General features: G+C 49.6%; 17 protein-coding genes and 1 tRNA gene. 6 read left to right on the plus strand and 12 right to left on the minus strand.

All coding sequences use genetic code 11. The annotated features are described in order from the left end of the window. Positions 1-125: 125 nt before the first annotated feature. Entirely contained in the window at positions 126-521 is a 396-nt protein-coding gene (locus KOSB73_RS03295) for a hypothetical protein (RefSeq protein WP_049087485.1), read from the plus strand. 34 nt (positions 522-555) lie between these two features. Here KOSB73_RS03295 and KOSB73_RS03300 read toward each other — a convergent pair whose 3' ends face one another. Further along, complete coding sequence (locus KOSB73_RS03300) at positions 556-1,365, minus strand: polysaccharide pyruvyl transferase family protein (RefSeq protein ID WP_098140223.1); 810 nt, start codon at positions 1,363-1,365, stop codon at positions 556-558. 99 nt (positions 1,366-1,464) lie between these two features. Between KOSB73_RS03300 and KOSB73_RS03305 the strand changes: the two genes are divergently transcribed. After that, positions 1,465-3,687 carry a glycosyltransferase gene (locus KOSB73_RS03305; RefSeq protein WP_024360229.1) on the plus strand — a complete coding sequence of 741 codons (2,223 nt, stop codon included), beginning with the start codon at positions 1,465-1,467 and terminating at the stop codon, positions 3,685-3,687. Positions 3,688-3,987: 300 nt separating this feature from the next. Here the strand turns inward: KOSB73_RS03305 and KOSB73_RS03310 are convergent. The 7 genes from KOSB73_RS03310 to aspA form a co-directional block, all read right to left on the minus strand. Next, positions 3,988-4,063, minus strand: a tRNA-Phe gene (locus KOSB73_RS03310). A gap of 115 nt (positions 4,064-4,178) precedes the next feature. Continuing rightward, a complete protein-coding gene (locus KOSB73_RS03315) occupies positions 4,179-6,266 on the minus strand; it encodes a DUF1176 domain-containing protein (protein ID WP_049099389.1) in 2,088 nt (695 codons plus the stop codon). A gap of 67 nt (positions 6,267-6,333) precedes the next feature. Continuing rightward, on the minus strand, positions 6,334-6,909 hold the full coding sequence (locus KOSB73_RS03320; protein WP_098140228.1) for a transcriptional regulator: 576 nt from the start codon (positions 6,907-6,909) through the stop codon (positions 6,334-6,336). 35 nt (positions 6,910-6,944) lie between these two features. Next, positions 6,945-8,702: a protein-disulfide reductase DsbD gene (locus KOSB73_RS03325; RefSeq protein WP_049089186.1), complete on the minus strand. Its 1,758-nt coding sequence runs from the start codon at positions 8,700-8,702 to the stop codon at positions 6,945-6,947. Beyond that, on the minus strand, positions 8,678-9,001 hold the full coding sequence (cutA, locus tag KOSB73_RS03330) for a divalent cation tolerance protein CutA (protein ID WP_004109254.1): 324 nt from the start codon (positions 8,999-9,001) through the stop codon (positions 8,678-8,680). Before cutA ends, KOSB73_RS03325 begins: the two co-directional genes overlap by 25 nt. Positions 9,002-9,095: 94 nt before the next feature. Beyond that, on the minus strand, positions 9,096-10,397 hold the full coding sequence (locus tag KOSB73_RS03335) for an anaerobic C4-dicarboxylate transporter (RefSeq protein WP_004871172.1): 1,302 nt from the start codon (positions 10,395-10,397) through the stop codon (positions 9,096-9,098). 118 nt (positions 10,398-10,515) lie between these two features. Continuing rightward, on the minus strand, positions 10,516-11,952 hold the full coding sequence (aspA, locus tag KOSB73_RS03340) for an aspartate ammonia-lyase (protein ID WP_004097898.1): 1,437 nt from the start codon (positions 11,950-11,952) through the stop codon (positions 10,516-10,518). Positions 11,953-12,290: 338 nt separating this feature from the next. Between aspA and KOSB73_RS03350 the strand changes: the two genes are divergently transcribed. Continuing rightward, complete coding sequence (locus KOSB73_RS03350; protein WP_004097899.1) at positions 12,291-12,767, plus strand: FxsA family protein; 477 nt, start codon at positions 12,291-12,293, stop codon at positions 12,765-12,767. Positions 12,768-12,782: 15 nt separating this feature from the next. Here KOSB73_RS03350 and yjeH read toward each other — a convergent pair whose 3' ends face one another. Then, positions 12,783-14,042, minus strand: coding sequence for an L-methionine/branched-chain amino acid transporter (gene yjeH / locus KOSB73_RS03355; RefSeq protein ID WP_098140224.1), 1,260 nt, complete (start codon positions 14,040-14,042; stop codon positions 12,783-12,785). A gap of 234 nt (positions 14,043-14,276) precedes the next feature. Here yjeH and KOSB73_RS03360 point away from each other — a divergent pair, with 234 nt between their 5' ends. The 3 genes from KOSB73_RS03360 (at position 14,277) to KOSB73_RS03370 (ending at position 16,748) form a co-directional block, all read left to right on the plus strand. Continuing rightward, entirely contained in the window at positions 14,277-14,570 is a 294-nt protein-coding gene (locus KOSB73_RS03360; RefSeq protein WP_003855929.1) for a co-chaperone GroES, read from the plus strand. Positions 14,571-14,613: 43 nt separating this feature from the next. After that, positions 14,614-16,260 (plus strand): chaperonin GroEL, encoded by a 1,647-nt coding sequence (gene groL / locus KOSB73_RS03365; protein WP_004871165.1) that lies wholly within the window; start codon positions 14,614-14,616, stop codon positions 16,258-16,260. A gap of 134 nt (positions 16,261-16,394) precedes the next feature. Continuing rightward, entirely contained in the window at positions 16,395-16,748 is a 354-nt protein-coding gene (locus tag KOSB73_RS03370; protein WP_004871163.1) for a DUF4156 domain-containing protein, read from the plus strand. A 212-nt stretch (positions 16,749-16,960) separates the two neighbouring features. Here KOSB73_RS03370 and yjeJ read toward each other — a convergent pair whose 3' ends face one another. Genes yjeJ through KOSB73_RS03385 form a run of 3 tightly spaced genes read right to left on the minus strand, consistent with a single transcriptional unit; the run spans position 16,961 to position 21,247 of the window. Then, complete coding sequence (gene yjeJ, locus KOSB73_RS03375; protein ID WP_165774978.1) at positions 16,961-17,809, minus strand: YjeJ family protein; 849 nt, start codon at positions 17,807-17,809, stop codon at positions 16,961-16,963. A 19-nt stretch (positions 17,810-17,828) separates the two neighbouring features. Continuing rightward, entirely contained in the window at positions 17,829-19,961 is a 2,133-nt protein-coding gene (locus tag KOSB73_RS03380) for a peptidase domain-containing ABC transporter (RefSeq protein WP_098140226.1), read from the minus strand. After that, the gene (locus KOSB73_RS03385) at positions 19,958-21,247 is read right to left on the minus strand and encodes an HlyD family secretion protein (protein WP_098140227.1); all 1,290 of its coding nucleotides are present in this window, start codon (positions 21,245-21,247) and stop codon (positions 19,958-19,960) included. Before KOSB73_RS03385 ends, KOSB73_RS03380 begins: the two co-directional genes overlap by 4 nt. Positions 21,248-21,491 lie beyond the last annotated feature (244 nt).

Below are 21,491 nucleotides of genomic sequence, written 5' to 3' on the forward strand. Positions count from 1 at the left end.
CTGGATTTCCGCCGGGTGGCTTTATCCGCCCCGGCCTGAAAGAATATATTATCTATGAAAATCTCACAGCATCCTGACAGGATATAATTCTTGATCAATAGTATGATATTTGTTTTCATACTGAAATGTATAGCGATAATAAAGATGATGGCTGGGTCTGGCGTTATACCGAACAGGAAAATGATCTTATCTATTCCAGGGAAATGGATAAGATTCATTACTTGATAAATAAATTTAAGAACAGCCTTGCTGATGAGAATAAAATTTTTGTCGTAAAAAGCAATGGCAATAATCTTGATGATATAGTATTCGCTTTAGCAAAAGAGTTTAAGAGGCACGGTAACAGTAAAATACTTTACGTGAAAAGTAACGTGGAAAGTTCAGCTGTAGGCGAAATCAAGAAAGTGACTGATAATCTTTTTATTGGCGCGATCGATAAATTCGCCGACTATAGCCGGGCAAATGAATACTCGCGTGAAGGCTGGCAGGCAATAATTGATAATGCTGTAAAGGTGATGTGAATTTTTAGCAGCGTATTAATATACGCTGCATTTTTTAGCTGGTAGTAATAAAGCACGTTTTTGGGTAATGATTTAACAGCGAGTAATTATAAACGGCTTCATTTTTGTAGTATGAGTTAGGGTAGAAATTGACTTCTTTTCCCAGCAGGGATGCTAAAATTGCTACATGCAGTCTATCGGTATTTACAACTTTATACTCTTCAAGGAAGTTGATCATGCAACGGGTAGAGTTTCGTGCCAGAAATTCATTATCCCAATAGTCGCCATTCCACGTGAGCGAAATATCATGATTGTTTTCTTTATGTTCTCCTGTCAGCGACTCTGAATCTGTTCTGAAACAGTTTGCCTGTTGTTTATGGGCCGGTTTAAGAGACAGGTATTTACTAAGATCGAGATAAAATGCCATGTCATCAGCAATGAATACGTTCTTATTTGACTCATAGCTGAGAGATTTTATATAATCGAAAGTGGTATTTTCACGGCAAAACACTACTAATTTATCGATATTATTAGTGAATAAATCGCTATACCCTCTGATTGTCGAAGGCATAATGATCGTTTTGTGAAATTTATGAATATTATTTTGGATGAAATCGCGGCCTTCAGCATATAACCCTTCGATGAGGTTTCCTCCGCCACCAAAAATTAAAATATCAGTATCAGCGCTGTAACGCTCATCGGCCCTGTAAGGAACATAGGTAAGCGCATTTCGTTCGAAAAAATCGTACGTTGCAGATGCAATCACGCCATCGCCCGCGTTACCGGGGTTTGCCTTATAGACAAATCGATGAGATGGATGATAGGATTTTAGAAATAAATCAAATTTTAACTCTGCACTGGTCATTTTTTATCCTGTTTAACAGAAGCTATTGATTGCTATCTTAATATTACTTCAACTCACTCATTATTATAGAAAAGTCTAGGTTACTAAGGAAAGATCACAATGAAGAAAGTTCTTATAATGACGCCGGACATAGAGGGGCCTGTCCGTAACGGCGGCATTGGTACTGCTTTCACTGCCCTTGCCACTACTTTGGCAAAAAAGGGGTATGATGTCGATGTATTGTATACATGCGGTGACTATTCAGAGTCATCTGCATCAACTTTTAGCGATTGGTCACGTATTTATAGCACCTTTGGTATTAATTTGCTGAGTACCGGTCTGGTAAAAGAGATTAATATCGATGCCCCCTATTTTAGAAGAAAAAGTTACTCAATTTTGCTCTGGCTGAAAGAGAATAATGTCTATGACACTATTATTTCTTGTGAATGGCAGGCAGATCTTTATTACGCTTTATTAAGTAAAAAGAATGGCACTGATTTTGAAAATACCAAATTCATTGTCAATACCCATAGCTCAACGTTATGGGCTGATGAAGGTAACTACCAGCTCCCATATGATCAGAATCACCTTGAACTCTATTATATGGAAAAAATGGTGGTTGAGATGGCTGATGAAGTCGTTAGTCCGTCTCAGTATTTAATTGATTGGATGTTGAGTAAACACTGGAATGTTCCTGAAGAACGCCACGTTATTTTAAATTGCGAGCCATTTCAAGGGTTTGAAAAGAGAAGTGATGTTGTCGTTAAAGCCAATGAAAAAACCGCTTCAGGCGTTGAGCTTGTATTTTTCGGCCGACTTGAAACCCGTAAAGGGCTCGATATCTTCCTGCGCGCATTAAGAAAACTCTCTGCCGAAGATAAAGAGACGATCTCTGGTGTGACCTTCCTCGGGAAAAACGTCACGCTGGGTAAAATTGATTCATTTACCTATATCATGAACCAGACCAAAAACCTGGGTCTGGCAGTCAATATCATCAGCGATTATGACCGTACCAATGCAAACGAATATATAAAAAGAAAAAATGTATTAGTCATCATCCCATCGCTCGTTGAAAACTCCCCATATACCGTTTATGAATGCTTGATTAATAACGTTAACTTCCTCGCCTCAAACGTTGGAGGGATTCCAGAACTTATTCCGCAGGAGCATCATGCTGAGGTTCTGTTTACCCCAACGCCGGTTGATTTATACGGTAAAATTCACTATCGCTTAAAAAATATAAACATCAAACCCGGACTGGTTGAATCACAAGAAAATATCCAGGCAGCGTGGTTTGCCGCCATTGAAAGAAAAGATAACTGCGTCTTCAAGAAAATTGATGAATCTAATCGTCCGTTAGTGAGCGTATGTATTACTCATTTCGACCGTCATCATTTGCTCCAGCAGGCACTTGCCTCAATAAAAACGCAGACGTACCAAAATATTGAAGTTATCTTAGTTGATGATGGAAGCACAAAAGAAGAATCTCATCGTTATTTGAACCTTATCGAGAACGACTTTAACGCTCGAGGCTGGAAAATTATCCGCAGTTCTAATAACTACCTGGGCGCGGCACGAAATTTGGCCGCTCGACACGCCTCCGGTGAATATCTGATGTTTATGGATGATGATAATGTCGCTAAACCTTTTGAGGTTGAGACATTTGTCACGGCAGCATTAAACTCCGGAGCCGATGTGTTGACCACCCCAAGCGATCTCATTTTTGGTGAGGAGTTCCCTTCGCCATTCCGTAAAATGACGCACTGCTGGCTCCCGTTAGGCCCTGATTTAAATATCGCCAGCTTTAGTAACTGTTTTGGCGATGCTAATGCTCTGATCAAGAAAGAAGCTTTCGACAACATCGGCGGTTTTACTGAAGATTACGGTTTAGGTCATGAAGATTGGGAGTTTTTTGCGAAAATATCCTTACATGGCTATAAATTGCAAATCGTCCCTGAGCCGCTATTTTGGTATAGAGTAGCAAACTCCGGAATGTTGTTAAGCGGGAATAAGAGCAAAAACAACTACCGTAGCTTCCGTCCATTTATGGATGAAAATGTGAAATATAACTATGCGATGGGCTTGATTCCTTCGTACCTCGAAAAAATTCATGAACTGGAGAATGAAGTGAGCCGACTGCGCAGCATCAATGGCGGCCATTCTGTCAGTAATGAACTACAGCTTTTAAATAATAAGATTGATGGTCTAATTTCTCAGCAAAGAGATGGCTGGGCCCACGATCGCTTTAATGCTCTTTATGAAGCGATTCATGTCCAGGGCGCAAACAGAGGCAGGAGTCTGGTTCGCCGTGTGGCCCGCAAAGTAAAGTCATTGTTGAAATAGCCTAATCCGCGGAGCTCGAAAGAGCTCCGCAAAAAATAGTTTTAATGAAGCTTAATTGTTCGACGCACTCAACTCACCCCGGATACCAACGTCTGCTTATTCCGCGATTAGGCTGCTTTTAGGCGGGTTCTTTAAATAGTGGTGCCCGGACTCGGACTAACGCCGCAGGCGTTGAACTGCGCTTGTCGCGCTGCCCCCGAAGGGGTGAGCCGCCGTGCGGCGAATCATCGAACGCCGTTTGATGGAGTGTCCGGTCGTAGAAAAGCAAAAACCCAGCCATAGGCTGGGTTCTCTGAATAGTGGTGCCCGGACTCGGAATCGAACCAAGGACACGGGGATTTTCAATCCCCTGCTCTACCGACTGAGCTATCCGGGCAACGGGGCGCATTAAACCGTAATCCGTACGCCCCGTCAATCAAATTTCTCGTTTTATCTACTGGTTGCTTAACTTTGCGGCAATTCTGCGCCCAAAGGCGCTTTTTTGCTGAAAATTACATCATACCGTTGTCGCCTTCGCGGATTTTCCAGCCGCTGGTCACCGAGATAGCGCGGCGCAATCCGGAGATCGCGTAGTCGCCAACGATGTCTTCATCATCGCGCGGCGAGCTGAGCGTGATTTCCGCGTCGACGCCGTGGCGATAGGCGCCATGGTGGCTAAAGATGGTGCCGATAAAACATTTATCGTTGAGCCAGACCGGGATATACGCCACGGTTTCGTAGATATAGTTCGACGGTACGCCGCTGTAGTAGTTTTCCGCGTCGTCGGATGACGTGCCAGGAGGAATAGGACAAATCGGCGCGTCATTGTCGCTCTGCGGCTTATCCTTGAGCAGGCTGCTCTGCATCACTTCCAGCGACTTCAGCAGGTCTGATTTTTCCCTGTCATTCAGCGCCGGCGTCAGGGGTTGACCTTTTTCCGGCGAGCTGATGTCGTTGAGGGTGTAGCGATAGCGGATCGTCACTGCTGGCGTACTGCCTGAGGGGCCAAACGGGCGCAAGAGATAGAGATTATCTTCGCCAAACTGGCCGTTGTACCAGAGCGCATAAACCTGGCCATTAATGCGTACCCAGTGGCTCCACTGGTTGGCGCCGCGGCCGTTAAGAGAGTAGAGCGCGCCCGGAACGCCTGCGTCAAAATCATCGCCGTTGCCGCTATCATCGCTGTTGACCGCAGCAAAAGCGTCGTCGCTGCGTTTTAATATCCCGGTATAGCTAAAGAGTCCGGTACCGCCGACGTAGCTGTCGATGATTAAATCACGTTTACCGTCTCCGTCGAGGTCAACCAGCGTAAAGCTGACTTTGCCGTTTTCGGAGTCGGCGCTGATATCGGACTGGAGAAACGTCTGCCACTCATCATCGCTGATATCGGCGGAGGGCTTCGTCGTCGAGACCAGAGAGTCGTCCGCGTAGGTCAGCGTAAAATGGCTGACGTTGCCGCTGAGGGGAAACTGCTCGGCGATCTTATTCAGATCCAGTTCAGGATTGACCTTCTGCTCTTTTAACACCGCGTTGTATAACGCTTTCAGCGCGTTGTTATCGGCATCTTTCTGCTGCTTTGGGATAACCTGGCCCACAAAGGTGGGCAGCATCCACGCGCCTCCGGGGGCGATTTCCCGGCAGTCACCGGTGGTGTACTTCAGGCTCTGGATAAACGTTTTACCGTCCCAGACGCGTTCTTCGCCGCTGATGCAGTCGGCGATACCGCGGCCTTTATTGAAAAAGGTGAGCACGCCGTCGGCATAGCTGGAGGCGTCGGTGGTGACCAGCTGAGGCGGGGTCATGAACCCTTTGTCCACGACCCACACTGCATAGCCGTCGTTGTAGGCCGCGCGCCAGCACAGGGCCTGAATCAGCGTGTGGTTTTTATCCAGCGGAGTTGCGGTGAGCTGGCGCTCAGACGCCGGGATATCCGCGTTTTGCCAGTCGTCACAATGGCTGTTCAGGAGCGGGACGAGTTGGGGAAGGAGTTTCTGCCGCTGCTTTGCCGTCAACGGCGCGGTAGCGGCATCGTGAACCGCCGGCGCGGCGATAATTTCCGGCGCGGGCGCTGCCGTTAAAATATTGTCATCACCGGCGTCGCCCTGGCGTAACAGCGCATCGGCAGTGCCCAGGCGCCGCTGGAACTCATCCATCTTCAAAAATACGGCGCTGCTGCCTGCGTCGGAAAGCGTCTTACGCTCGCCGTTAAGCGCCAGCTCAATTTTGCCGTTGTGCTCAAGGGCCTGAATCAGGGCCGCCGTCTGGGTATCATCGAAGCGAAAGTGGCTCTCGTCGGCGACCTCAAGCGGACCGTGATCCCGATCGTCAATAAACAGGTTTACCGCGGCATCGGGAGGAATATCGCGTTCGGTTTGCGCGAAGGTCGCGACAGCGATGACGTGCTGCGCCGCGCCCGCATTGCGGGTCAGCAGAACGCTGACTTCGCCCACGGTGGTGCCATACCCCGCGGCCCGACAGGTACCGGTGTTGTCGCAGGCGAGCTCCCAGTCTTTATGCGCGAAAGAAAAGCCTTGCGGAGAGGCTGCCAGGAGCGGTGTTGAACACAGCCCCATGGCGGCAAGCCAAAGAAGAGAGCGCATATCAAACCCTGTCAGCATATCGATGAAGGGGAATTATATGCGCGATGAATCAGTTAAGATATCGGAATCAGGTCAGGGCGCCGCCCATACGGCACTGGGCAAAACGCAAAATGTCTTCAGCCAGGCGACGCGCGGTATCGACGTCCGTCTGGCTGCGTTTGATCAGCAGTCGGCTCAGGCAGCCTTCGATGATCAGCTCCATCTGCTTCGCGGCCATTGCCGGATCGTCAACTTCGAGCTGGCTAAGCAGTTCGTGGGTATAGGCCAGCGAAGCCTGCTTTTGCTGCTCGGCCAGCTGATGGATCGGATGCTGAGGGTCCGGGTAAAAAGTACAGGCGGCGATAAACAGGCAGCCGGGATAACGATGGTTGCTCACGCAGGTGGTCAGCGCGGCGTAGCGGGCCAGCAGCTTCTGCTCCGCGCTGAGCGACTCGTCCAGCAAAAGCTGGCGGCGCCAGGCATCGACCTGATGGCTGAGATAGCGAAGCGCGTCATATAACAGCGCCTCCTGGTCAGGCCAGAAACGTTTGAGGTCATTGAGCGGGTAAGCCACGCGCTCGGCGACCATTTCCAGCGTGGTGTTAGCGATACCCTCGATTTCGAGGATTTGGATGGCTTCACCCAGGACATCTTCACGTTGCACGGTCTTTTCCTCCATTTTTCCTCCTACAGTGTCGCTCACGGTTGTCGATCGCGCAAATGGGCGCTGAATGCCGCGGCATCCATAAACCCGGTGACGCGCTGTGCGGGCTGCTCCTCGCCCCGTTCGTTGAAAAACAGAATCGTGGGCAAGCCGAGCACCTGGAGGTGCTTCAGCAGCGCCGCGTCCTGCTCGCTATTCTTCGTGACATCAACCTGCAGCAGAACGGTCTCTTTCAGGGCCTGTTGAACGTCAGGTGAACTGAAGGTGTATTTCTCGAACTCTTTGCAGGCCACGCACCAGTCGGCGTACAGATCGAGCATCACCGTTTTGCCTTTCGCCTGCGCCAGCGCCTGATTGAGCTCATCGACGTTATGGATGCGGGTAAACTGGAGATGGGCCTGCTGTTGGGCGACCGGCGCATCGAAAGCCCAGTCCTGCAGTGGACGGGCGCTGACCAGCGCGGCGCCGAGCATCGCTATTTGCACGATACGCAGCCAGGGGCGCGTGCCGCCCAGTGAGGTGATAAACGCCCAGCTAAAAAAGGCGACGCCCAGCAGCGACCAAAGCCGCAGGCCCCACGGTTCGCCCACGATACGCTCCAGTAAAAAGACCGGCAGCGCGAGGATAACAAAGCCAAAGGCGGTTTTGACGTGGGCCATCCACGGGCCGCTTTTCGGCAGCAGGCGGTTACCGAATACGGTCACCAGGATCAGCGGCAGCCCCATTCCGAGCGCGTAGAGGTACAGCGTTCCGCCGCCCAGCCACAGATTACCGCTCTGGGCGATATAGAGCAGAATGGCGCTCAGCGGCGCGGTGGTGCAGGGCGAGCAGATTAATCCAGCAATTGCCCCCATGGCGAATACGCCGCCGGTTGAACCGCCCTGGCGTTTGTTGCTCATCAGCGTCAGACGCGTTTGCAGCGACGAAGGCAGCTGGAGCGTAAATAGACCAAACATCGACAGCGCCAGCAGGATAAACACCACCGACAGGCCAATCAGCACATAAGGGTGCTGCAGCGCCGCCTGGAATTGCAGGCCCGCAGCGGCAACAACCAGCCCCAGCGCGGTGTAGGTTAAGGCCATACCCTGAACGTAGATAAAGGCCAGCAGCAGCGCGCGGGCGGTGGAGAGGCGTTTTTGACCGCCCAGCACGATACCGGAAATGAGCGGATACATCGGCAGAACGCAGGGGGTAAACGCGATGCCGATACCAATCAATAGCGCCCACAGCGCGCTAAAGGGCAGATCGGCGCTTTTTTCGTCCGTAGCGGGGGGCGCAAGGTCAGCGGGTGACTCGACCGGCAGCGCCGGGCGCGTTTCCAGCGGCAGGGGCGGATTAAGCATCGGTTTTTTATCGCCGGATTGCGCTAGCGCGTTGCCGAGCGGCACGATTTTGGTTTCCGGCGGATAGCAAAAACCGGCATCCGCGCAGCCTTGCCAGGTGACGGTCAGGGTCGCGCCGGCGGCGGCGTGAGTCAGAGTGACCGGCACGGTCAGGCGCTGGCGGTAAATTTCGCTTTTACCGTAAAACTCGTCCTCATGCCATTCGCCTGCGGGCAGCGAAGGTTCGCTAAACGCCGCATCGGCGGACGTCAGCTTTATCTGTTTACGGTAAAGATAGTAACCATCCTTGATTTGCCAGGTCAGATTAAGATCGTGTTGATTCTGCTGAAAATCGAAGGCAAAAGCCTGGTCAGCAGGAACAAAGTTCGAACGGCCAGGGGCGTCGAACAGGCCGGCAATGGCCGAAGTGCTGCAAAGCAGCAGGATCAGCGTAATGATGCGTTGAGCCATGAGAGGTAATCGTTGTCTCCGTGAATAACGGGCAGAACCAGAAGTTCAGGGGTTTGATACGGGTGATGGGACTTCAGGCAGTCCAGCAGCGCCTGCTGATGGGCAAGGTCGGTTTTCAGCAGCATTTGCACTTCATACTCCTGCTCCAGTTTTCCTTCCCAGTAGTAGAGCGATGTCGCTCCCGGCAGGAGAGTGGCGCAGGCGGCGAGTTTTTCCGCCAGCGCTTTGGCCGCCAGGTCCTGGGCGGTCGCTTCATCCGGCGCGGTACAGAGTACAACAACAGCATCAGGCGTAGTCATCGTGAACCTCGTATCAGCGAAAAGAGGCACTATAGCACGCAAGGTGGGGAGGATTAACGCAACGGGCCAGGATCTGGCCCGAATTTGAAGAGATTTACAGCATGATGCCACCGAAAATAAACCCGAGGATCACGCACAGCGTAATGGCGATGACGCCGGGGATCAGGAAAGCATGGTTAAAGACGTATTTGCCGATGCGGGTTGAGCCGGTGTCGTCCATTTCGACCGCCGCCAGCAGGGTTGGGTAGGTCGGCAGAACGAAAAGGGCGGAGACGGCGGCAAACGAGGCGATGGCGGTAAGCGGGCTCACGCCCAGCATCAGCGCGGCGGGCATCAGCGCCTTGGTGGTCGCAGCCTGGGAATAAAGCAGGGTCGCGGCGAAGAAGAGCACCACCGCCAGCAGCCACGGGTAGTTGTGCAGCAGGTCGCCCGCCACGGTCTGGATATCGCTGATGTGGGCTTTGACGAACGTATCCCCCAGCCATGCGACGCCGAGAACGCAGACGCAGGCGCTCATGCCGGATTTAAAGGTGCTGGCGTTGAGGACTTCACCAGTGTCGATTTTGCAGGTAATGCTTATCAGCGTCGCGATAGTCAGCATAAATACGACGATCGCTTCGTTACGCGGCAGGACCGGGTTCTGGATCAGGCCTACGGTATCGCTAATGGCGGTGGCGTAGAACATCACCGCGATGATACCAATCAGAAACAGTAAGACCGAGCGTCTGGCGTGCGGCTTCAGTTCAAAAACCTGGCTACCGCGCAGTTTGACTTCCCCTTTTGCCAGTCGCTCCTGATAAATCGGATCGTCTTTCAGCTCGCAGCCGAGGAAGTTACAGACGATGGCGGTAAGCATGACGGCAATCAGGGTAACCGGAATACAGATCGCCAGCAGGGTCAGGTAGCTGACGCCCAGCGGCTCAAGAATGCCGGCAAAAAAGACCACCGCTGCCGAAATCGGCGAGGCGGTAATCGCAATCTGCGAAGCGACCACCGCGATGGAGAGCGGGCGCGAAGGGCGGATGCCCTGTTCTTTTGCCACTTCGGTGATCACCGGCAGGGTCGAGAACGCGGTATGCCCGGTTCCGGCAAGTACGGTCATAAACCAGGTGACCAACGGGGCGAGAAAGGTGATGTATTTGGGGTGACGCCGGAGCATTCGTTCGGCGAGACTGACCAGATAGTCCATCCCTCCGGCGACCTGCATGGCGGCGATAGCGGCGATAACCGCCATAATGATTTCAATGACGTCGAAGGGGATCGCGCCGGGTTTAATTTGAAAAACGAGAGTCAGGACGAGGACGCCCAGGCCACCGGCGAAACCGATGCCGATGCCCCCCAGTCTGGCTCCCAGATAAATAGCCAGCAGGACAATAACGAGTTCTGCACCAAACATATATGCCTTCCTTGTTTTATTAACAAGTTGATATTGGGTTGTTGTGATTTAGTAAATCAATAAGAACAAAAAAGGCATGTCATCGCTGACATGCCTGTGGTAAGTCTACTCTGAAGACCTATTGTTCGCTTTCATCGGTGTAACGCTTCGCTTTATAGGCCGGGTGCATCAGGTTCTGCGCAGAGAAGATGTCATCCAGCTCCGCTGCGGTCAGTAGCCCGCGCTCAAGCACCACGTCCCTGACGCTCTTGCCCGTTTCGGCGCAAATCTTGCCGACGATATCGCCATTGTGGTGGCCGATATACGGGTTGAGGTAGGTGACGATGCCAATCGAGTTATAGACGTAGCTTTCACATACCGCTTTGTTGGCGGTAATGCCGCTGACGCATTTTTCCAGCAGGTTGTAGCAGGCGTTGGTCAGAATATGAATAGATTCAAACATCGCCTGGCCAATCACCGGTTCCATCACGTTCAGCTGCAGCTGGCCCGCTTCGGAAGCCATGGTGACGGTGGTGTCGTTACCGATCACCTTGAAGCACACCTGGTTGACGACTTCCGGGACCACCGGGTTAACTTTGGCGGGCATGATGGAAGAGCCCGCCTGCAGTTCAGGCAGATTGATTTCGTTCAGGCCAGCGCGCGGGCCGGAAGAGAGCAGGCGCAGGTCGTTACAGATTTTGGACAGTTTTACCGCCAGGCGCTTCAGGGAACTGTGGACCATCACGTAGGCGCCGCAGTCGGAGGTCGCTTCGATCAGATCTTCTGCGGGTACAACCGGCAGGTTGCTGACTTCCGCCAGTTTTTGTACCGCTAACTGCTGATAACCATCCGGGGTGTTCAGGCGGGTGCCGATAGCGGTCGCGCCAAGGTTCACTTCCAGCAGCAGTTCCGCAGTGCGCAGAATGCATTTGGTCTCTTCGTTAAGCAGAACATTAAACGCGTGGAACTCCTGACCGAGGGTCATCGGCACCGCATCCTGTAGCTGTGTCCGACCCATTTTCAGAATGTCCTGGAACTCAACCGCCTTCTGCTGGAAGCCTTCGCCCAGCTGGTTAATCGCATCGATCAGCTTGAGGATGGAGGCGTAGACCGCGATGCGGAAACCGGTCGGGTAGGCATCGTTAGTGGACTGGCATTTATTAACGTGGTCGTTAGGGTTGAGGTACTGATATTCGCCTTTCTGGTGGCCCATCAGCTCAAGGCCGATGTTGGCCAGTACTTCGTTGGTGTTCATGTTTACGGAAGTGCCCGCGCCGCCCTGGAAGACGTCGACCGGGAACTGGTCCATGCATTTGCCGTTATTCAGGACCTCATCGCAGGCGGCGATAATGGCATTGGCAACGCTTTTGGGGATAGTTTGCAGCTCTTTGTTAGCCTGCGCAGCGGCCTTCTTCACCATCACCATTCCGCGGACAAATTCAGGGATATCGCTGATTTTGTTGTTGCTGATGTAGAAGTTTTCAATCGCTCTCAGAGTATGGACGCCGTAGTAAGCGTCAGCTGGAACTTCCCTGGTACCCAACAGGTCTTCTTCGATACGAATGTTGTTTAACATGTGAACCTTCTCTTTCAAGCTGCCTATGAATTCACCAAATACGCAGAATTTATCGGATCTAGCGCATTTTCTGGCCGCAGATTATTTCCTTAATCGGCCCGGTACCCACGATCATATGCTGATGATAGCGAATATCAGCCGCCCTGATCACTTATTATGTAGTGAATCTTATAAGAATTATTAATCTGTGAAATGGGTCACCGGTTTTCTATTGTTGAAAAAAATAAGCTTTTTTTACGATTGAAAAGTGACGTTTTGGCCCAACATCTTTTTGATGCGAATAGCACATCTATGACTACGGGCGCCGATGCGGGCGTCTGTTTATGAAGGAGACGCCGGTGCGTTGGATTCCGTTAATTGCCGTTTTTTTATACGTTTACATTGAAATCTCGATCTTTATCCAGGTCGCCCATGTGCTTGGCGTCCTGCTGACGCTGATTCTGGTGATCTTCAGCTCGGTGGTGGGGATATCGCTGGTGAAAAACCAGGGTTTTAAAAACCTTATGCTGATGCAGCAGAAGATGGCGGCGGGGGAGAGCCCGGCCGCTGAGATGATCAAAAGCGTGTCGCTGATTATCGCCGGTCTGTTGTTACTTCTGCCGGGGTTCTTTACCGATTTCCTGGGTCTGCTGCTGCTGCTGCCTCCGGTGCAGAAGCATCTGACCTTGAAGCTGATGCCGCATCTGCGTTTTAGCCGGATGCCTGGCGGCGGGTTTAGCGCCGGAACGGGCGGCGGCGATACCTTTGAAGGCGAATATCAGCGTAAAGACGACGAGCGCGACCGTCTCGATCATAAAGACGATCGCCGCGACTAACATCCTCCAGGCCGGTTACTCCGGCCTGGAATACCTCTCTGCCAGCCGGCGCTTCGGTAAAAACAGCCACAGTCCCGCCAGCATGATAAACGCGTACAGACTCTTCCAGCCAACCATCGCCAGCAGCACCATGCACAGTACGCTGCCAAACGCCGCTAACAGACGATAACGTCCCTGAAGCAGACGGCAGCCCGCCAGCATGCACAGCAGATAGATCATGATAAAAATGCCGTTGGCGTAGACGATCAGCGCATCAAGGTTGATATTGAGCGCATAAATGCACAATGCGCTAATCACGCAGCAGCCGAGGACCGCGTTCAACGCGTTACGCGGAATTTGCCGCGGCGACAGGCGGGACAAATAGCTATCGGGTTTGTGCTGCGCCTGCGACCAGACCAGGCGGGCAAAGCTCTGAATATAAATATTGAGGCTGGCGAAGCAGGCGAGATAGCCGATAACGCAGGCGATCCATAGCGCCTGAACGCCGAACAGACGCACCACGATATTGGGTAGCGACGCGGCGGCGGCCATCTCCTCGCCAAAGGCATGAAAATGCAGGACCAGCACGGTACAGGCCCAGTAGACTGAACCCGCCAGTAACAGGCCGATCATCAGCGCGCGGGGGAAATCGCGTTCCGGCTGCTTAAATTCAGAGGCCAGGTGCGCGAAGGCCTCAAGACCGACAAAACACCAGAACATCACCGAAAGGGCAGAAAAAAGCTGCGAACTGTCGATATCAGAAGGCGGCGGGAAGGGGATCTGTGCTGGGTTTATCGCGCCGCGCCACCAGATGGCGACAATCAGGGCGACAATCAGCACGGCAACCAGCGTTTGTAGATTGGCGCTGGAGCTGGCTCCGCGAGAACCGACCCACCAGATAATCGCCAGCGTTCCCAGCTCGGCCAGCAGCAGCTGGCTGTCGTGCCAGCCAAAGAGCGCCTGACCAAAGCCGGTGGCGATATGCAGGGCAGCGGGTAACCCAACCGGGATCACCGATAAAAAGAGCCAGCCGGTGACGCGCGCCAGGCGCGGGCCAAAAGCCATATGCACAAAATGCGCTACGCCGCCTGCGCTGGGAAAGTGGCGGCCCAGCGTGGCGAAGACGATAGCGATGGGAAACACCAGTAAAATCAGCGCGGGCCAGGCCCACAGGCTGTTATCGCCGGCGACCAATGCCGCCAGCGCCGGAACCGCGAAAACGCCGGTTCCCAGTAATGATGTGGAAAGTAGCCCCACTCCTTGAGCAAGCCCCAACTCCTGTTTTAAACCACTCATAATTCAACCTTGCGCCCGGCAAAAAAGGGATGGTATCACAATCGCTTTTGCTTATGACGTCAGCTGAGGGCGGCAAATTAGTGTGCGTCTGAGCACGTGGACAAATTTTTTTTTGCTTTTCCCCTTGAAGCGGGAAAACCCCATCCCCATCTCTCAGGGCACTAGCCGGAAAACCGTGTGCGGACCGGCGTCATCCATAACTGATAATGACTTTCTCAAAGGAGAGCTATCAAAATGAGTATTCGTCCGTTACATGATCGTGTGATCGTCAAACGTAAAGAAGTTGAAACGAAGTCTGCTGGCGGCATCGTTCTGACCGGTTCTGCGGCAGCAAAATCAACTCGTGGCGAAATCATCGCTGTCGGTAAGGGCCGCATCCTGGAAAACGGAACCGTGCAGCCTCTGGACGTTAAAGTTGGTGACATCGTCATTTTCAACGATGGCTACGGCGTAAAATCCGAGAAGATCGACAATGAAGAAGTGTTGATCATGTCCGAAAGCGACATTCTGGCAATTGTTGAAGCGTAATCCGCGAACGACACTGAACATACGAATTTAAGGGAAAGATAAAATGGCAGCTAAAGACGTAAAATTCGGTAACGACGCTCGTGTGAAAATGCTGCGCGGCGTAAACGTACTGGCAGACGCAGTTAAAGTAACCCTGGGCCCGAAAGGCCGTAACGTGGTTCTGGACAAATCCTTCGGTGCGCCGACCATCACCAAAGACGGCGTGTCCGTAGCGCGTGAAATCGAGCTGGAAGACAAGTTCGAAAACATGGGCGCGCAGATGGTTAAAGAAGTTGCCTCTAAAGCGAACGACGCTGCAGGCGACGGTACTACCACCGCAACCGTACTGGCGCAGGCTATCATCGCTGAAGGCCTGAAAGCCGTCGCTGCGGGCATGAACCCGATGGATCTGAAACGTGGTATCGACAAAGCTGTCGTAGCCGCTGTTGAAGAACTGAAAACGCTGTCTGTACCGTGCTCTGACTCTAAAGCCATTGCTCAGGTTGGCACCATCTCCGCTAACTCCGACGAAACCGTAGGTAAACTGATCGCTGAAGCGATGGATAAAGTCGGTAAAGAAGGCGTGATCACCGTAGAAGACGGTACCGGTCTGGAAGACGAACTGGACGTGGTTGAAGGTATGCAGTTTGACCGCGGCTACCTGTCTCCGTACTTCATCAACAAGCCGGAAACCGGTGCTGTTGAGCTGGAAAGCCCGTTCATTCTGCTGGCTGACAAAAAAATCTCCAACATCCGCGAAATGCTGCCGGTTCTTGAAGCCGTAGCGAAAGCTGGCAAACCGCTGGTTATCATCGCTGAAGACGTTGAAGGCGAAGCGCTGGCGACCCTGGTGGTGAACACCATGCGCGGCATCGTTAAAGTGGCTGCGGTTAAAGCACCGGGCTTCGGCGACCGTCGTAAAGCTATGCTGCAGGACATCGCAACGCTGACCGGCGGTACCGTTATCTCTGAAGAGATCGGTATGGAGCTGGAAAAAGCGACTCTGGAAGACCTGGGTCAGGCGAAACGCGTTGTTATTAACAAAGACACCACCACCATCATCGATGGCGTGGGTGAAGAAGCTGCGATTCAGGGCCGCGTTACTCAGATCCGTAAGCAGATTGAAGAAGCGACTTCTGACTACGACCGTGAAAAACTGCAGGAGCGCGTGGCTAAACTGGCCGGCGGCGTTGCGGTAATCAAAGTCGGCGCGGCTACCGAAGTTGAAATGAAAGAGAAGAAAGCACGCGTGGACGACGCCCTGCACGCGACCCGTGCTGCGGTAGAAGAAGGCGTGGTTGCTGGTGGTGGCGTAGCGCTGGTTCGCGTTGCTGCTAAACTGGCTGGCCTGACCGCTCAGAACGAAGATCAGAACGTCGGTATCAAAGTTGCGCTGCGCGCAATGGAAGCACCGCTCCGTCAGATCGTTTCCAACGCTGGTGAAGAGCCGTCTGTTGTTGCTAACAACGTGAAAGCGGGCGAAGGTAACTACGGTTACAACGCCGCTACCGAAGAATACGGCAACATGATCGACTTCGGTATCCTGGACCCAACTAAAGTGACTCGTTCTGCTCTGCAGTACGCAGCATCCGTTGCTGGTCTGATGATCACCACCGAGTGCATGGTCACCGACCTGCCGAAAGGCGATGCTCCTGATTTAGGTGCTGCTGGCGGTATGGGTGGCATGGGTGGTATGGGCGGCATGATGTAATCGTGCGCTATACCCCTTAGAAACAAGGAAACCCTCGGGCAGAAATGCTCGGGGGTTTTTCTTTTTGTCGTCTTTTTAGTATAAGGTTGTACATCCGGGCCAGTGCGTCCAGCTCATTGATCGTGGGGAATAACATGCAGGTAAAATATTTAGCAGGGATTGTCGGCGCAGCATTGTTGTTAGCAGGTTGCAGCTCCAGCAACGAATTGACCTCTGGCGGCCAGAACGTACGCTTTGTTGAAGATAAGCCGGGTTCTGAATGCCAGCTGTTAGGAACCGCGACCGGCACGCAGAGCAACTGGCTATCCGGGCAGAATGGGGATGAGGGTGGCTCTATGCGCGGTGCGGCAAACGCCCTGCGTAACCAGGCGGCAGCAATGGGCGGCAACGTGATTTACGGCGTCAGCAGCCCGACGCAGAATCTGCTGTCGAGCTTTGTCCCGACCGATAGCCAAATGAACGGCCAGGTTTATAAGTGCCCGAACTAACCCTAAAAATGGCCTCAGTGAACGAGACTCACTGAAATCACTGAGGCTAAATGAACGCAATGCTGTTCACAATGAAGAACATTGGCGTTCTTTTCTGATTATCAAGGAATGCAAATAACTATCTTTTGCATTCAATAAGGAATAATCCACCAAAATGGTTTATTCCTGATGTACTCACATCCCTGTGAAAGTACATCATATTTTTCTCAACCTTATTTCATATTCAATGTTTTATAGAATTCCGCAAGGGGTTGCAGTGCATCCTTCGGTGATGGAATTCCGGCTATATTAAGAGCCAGAGCAGTAGTTTTAATGCTTTTTAACTCATTGCTATACGGCATTAATCTTTTGCTTTTTGATGCAAAGTGATGCGCAATAATGTCCATTCCCTCTTCATTGATCGCTTCATGAGCTTTAATTACTGCACCAAATTTCATCTCGGGACCATCTGTGCTTTCAATACCATAAATGATCAGAAAGAATTGACTAAATAAGTCAAGTTTCCATTGCTCAATTTCAATCACACTATAATCGATCGTGCCATTATCATTGAATTCCGCATCGTAAACTGGCGCGTAATTATTACCGGCGGCGAGTAAGGCGATCAGGTTAGTATTTTTAACATTATCCAAAGCTCTGGCAATCGCCACCATAATGAATTGAATCTGTGCGTCAGAAACTCTAATATGATGCATGCTTTCATTTTTCAGGATCAAAAGTAGTTTAAAATCATGCTCGTTAAAAATTACTGATAAATTGCTTACAAGGCTACCTGCATCCGGCTGCTCAACATCCTGCGGTTCGATTAAGGGAAGATTATTCGCCATTTCCTGACTGGCTTTTTCAATAAGAGCTGCCAAACTATGCTGGTCGTTCGCACTGTTAATTTGCAGAGTTAGTAACCTGTTTTGCAGAATCATCATCAGATCCCTAAGCGCTTCACCCTGTAAATGAAAGAGATGAGTTTGGGCATTACTCGTCTTAACCTTAAGTGTCAGGGCCATAAAATTCTCTTCGTGCAAGAGAATACTGGTATTTAACCCTTTCAGATAGTTACTCATATTAGCCTCTTTATATAAATTATGCCTGAATTGTTTGAGTGTTTTTCCCATATTGGGATAAATCAATCACGCGATCTGCAGAGGCGATAGTTGAAGGCCTGTGCGCAACGATTACACGAGTAATTTTAAGATTTGAGATCGATTTATTAATAAATGATTCATTTGCCAGGTCAAGATGGCTGGTGGCTTCATCCATAAAAAGGATACTAGGCTGGCGATAGAGCGCGCGAGCAATCAAAATACGTTGTTTCTGACCCCCTGAAATACCAAGACCTAATTCACCAACTATTGACTCATATGCCATTGGCATACGCATAATCTCTTCATGGATATTGCAGTATTGCGCACAAATAATAATACGATCCTGATCAGGATTATCTTCAAAGCTACAGATGTTATCAGCGATAGAACCTGAGAATAATCTATCTTCCTGTAATACACAGGCAGTGCTCATTCGATAATTATTTAAGCCTATTTTGGAAATATCGAGTTCATCTGCCAGGACTGCGCCACTGGAAGGAAGTAATAACCCACACATGACTTTCAGCAATGTGGTTTTACCAACGCCAGACGGGCCTATAATCGCAACGGACTCACCTGGTTGAATGGTTAGATTCAGATCGTTAAATATTGGTCGAGAAAAAGGATCATACTGATAGGTTAGGTCTTTAACCTCAAGAACAACACCTTTATTCGGTTCAAAAACACGTCGCTGAGGCATTTCAGCTTCTGGCTCGCTAAACACAATTTCTGATAAACGTTCGTTATGTAATGAAAGCATACGTAATTGCATAATCAGATCAATAAGACTTGATGCACGCTGAGCAAACTGGCCACGATAAGCGTTAAATGCCATGAACATACCAAGCGTCATGTCGTTATCAATAACCATAATTGCGCCAATCCATAATATAGCAACTTGATCGACACTGTTAATAAAGGCGTTAAAGCCGCCAAACATCATATCGAAACGGGTCTGTTTAATACCAGCATTACATGCTTCGATATTAATATTGAGCCAGTGTTTCGAACGTCTTTCTTTAAGGTTCAGTGCCTTAATGGTGGAGATACCATACAAAGACTCCATAAAATGCGAGCTTGAACGTGCGCTTTTTATCACCTGTTCTTCCGTTATTCGACGATAAAAATGATATGTACCAAAACGCATTAGCGCATAACAGAGCGTGAATCCAAGAACAACCCAAACCAACCAGCCCCCATAAAGGAACATCATTACGAGTAGGCCAACGGTCATGATGATATCGATGATGCCGGTGACGATACTGTTAGTGAATGTTGAACGGATAACATCGAGAGATGAAAAGCGTGACTGAATATCTCCTAAGTGACGCTTTTCGAAAAAACTCAGCGGTAAACTGCTTAAGTGATCGAACAACGTCGTTTTCCACTGGATACCTGTCAACGTATTAAGAGTCAATGAGGTCCAAGCGCGAATCATACTCACAAAGGTACGGAATAGGGTAAAGACCACTAAACCGATACAAATCACAGAAAGTAAGCTATGATCGTGGGCAATGATTACGTGGTCGGTAACCAGTTGTGTGCCAATAGGCATCAATAAATTAATAGCTTCGATAACGACTGACAGCGCAAATATTTTGAGCAACGCTGGCTTTAGGCCGTTGATGTTTTTCGTCAAGTCTATGAGGCGCAACCGGCTTTTAACTTTTTCTTGCTGGAAGTTACTTCCGGGCCAGAGTTCCATGGCTATGCAAGTAAAATGATTTGACATCTCCTGCAAGCCAATCATTCGCTTCCCTAGCGCGGGATCATGAACAACAAAGGTTGAACGCTTAATCCTGGTCAATACAACGTAGTGGTTCATTCCCCAGTGTAAAATACAAGGAAGCTTCAGTTGCTTTATTTCGTCTAAGTCCAGGGACAGAGAGCGGTTTTTAAGCCCTGCCTGTTCAGCAATTTTACTGAGTTCGAGTAAATTAACCCCTTGAGACGAACTACCGAAACGTTGGCGGAAATTAAATAAATCTATTTCCAGACCATGATAGCTGGAGATCATAGACAAACATGCGATGCCGCACTCTGATGATTCTGATTGCAAAATTACCGGCGTTTTTTTACGCAGGGAAAAATTCAGTCTGGAAGTAATTGACTTGAATAATTCGTTAGTCATTGGATCGGCCCACCTACGCTCTGTGAAATTTTATAAAATGGTGTAAACATCCACATGTAAAGTGGTCTTTTCTCAAGAAAAACTATAGCTTGTGCTTTTAGACCATTAGAAAGGGTCAGCTCTTTATCATTGTATTTAAATGATTTATCGTTGATCTCTACTAATGTCTTATACAGAGCAAGTTCCTGTTGGTTCATCGCATTTACATTATTCACGTTGGTGTATTCTGCCATCTCCTGACGGGAGGCCGGTACTGATGAGATAGATATAATCTTTCCCGGGAACTGCCCGAATTTATCAGAAGGAAAAGCATCGTATCGTATATTTACAGTATCTCCAGATTTAACATATGGAATGCTGTTGTTGGGTAACCAAAGGATAAGATAATATTTTACGTTTCCCGTTGGTTTTATTTGCAAAAGACTGCTTCCTTTATCTACCATTTGCCCTATGGTTACAGAAACAGACTCAATTTTACCGCTTGTTGTTGCTTTAATGACCATATTGCCACTGGCGTTTGATTCAACCATCTGGTTTTTAAAGTCACTTATATTGGTGCGTTGACTGGCTACCTGATTATCGAAGTCTGCTGCTTTGGTGATAATATCGCTTTTCAGTTGTATCAACTGAGATTCCTGCTGCATTCTTTGACTAGTAAGCGACTGATAAGTACTTTGCTGTTGAAAGTATAAAGAGTGTTGATAGTTATACTGATCCTTAGTAATTAACCCCTGGCGTAAGTAATTATCATAGCTCTTTAAATTCTTACGCATTTCATCCAGACCAACTTTCGCGTTTTTTAGCATACCTTCAGTTTCAACTAAGGCACTACTGAACTGGCGAACTTGTTCATTTAACGCATTTAATGTTTCAGTTTTGTTTTCAGTGATTTTTTTAATGATATCCTCGGAATTGGATATTTTATCTGCAATGGCTTTGCTCATGGAATCAGAAACATTTCCCGCGCTTGTATCACGTGAAACATCTATTTCATATAGAGGGGTTCCTTTTTTAACTAAATCACCAGCTTTAACATATTGATGTACGACATAACCCTGCTGTGAGGAAAATACGTTGATGGAGTGAGGTAAAGTAATCACTTCGCCACGTACATCAATTCGCTGTGTATAGCTACAAAATAGTAGCGTAAGGATTAATGTGGTAAGAAAGATAACTGAGAGTAAGGATATTAACCACGCAGGGATTCCTGCGAGTAATAAAACTTTCCCTTTCCAATAATATTTTTTATATTCAATCGCTTCCTTGCGATATATGCTTTTTTTCATCGGGGTTTATTATACCTATCACATAGTAGACTAGCTAAGGCCAAATATATAATCTATTATGTTTTTACATAAAGAGAGTTTTAGTTGGCGTAGATTGAAAGTCTCTAATTTAATTTGACTCTATATAAAAATCTTTTTAAAGGAAAGACCCTAGGGGTCTTTCCTTTATTTATCGGGTAATAATTATTGTGACCAAGGTACGAACTGACCATCCGCAGCGTTGTTAAACGTTTTTTCAACGAAG

This window comes from Klebsiella grimontii, from assembly GCF_900200035.1.
Classification (GTDB): domain Bacteria; phylum Pseudomonadota; class Gammaproteobacteria; order Enterobacterales; family Enterobacteriaceae; genus Klebsiella; species Klebsiella grimontii.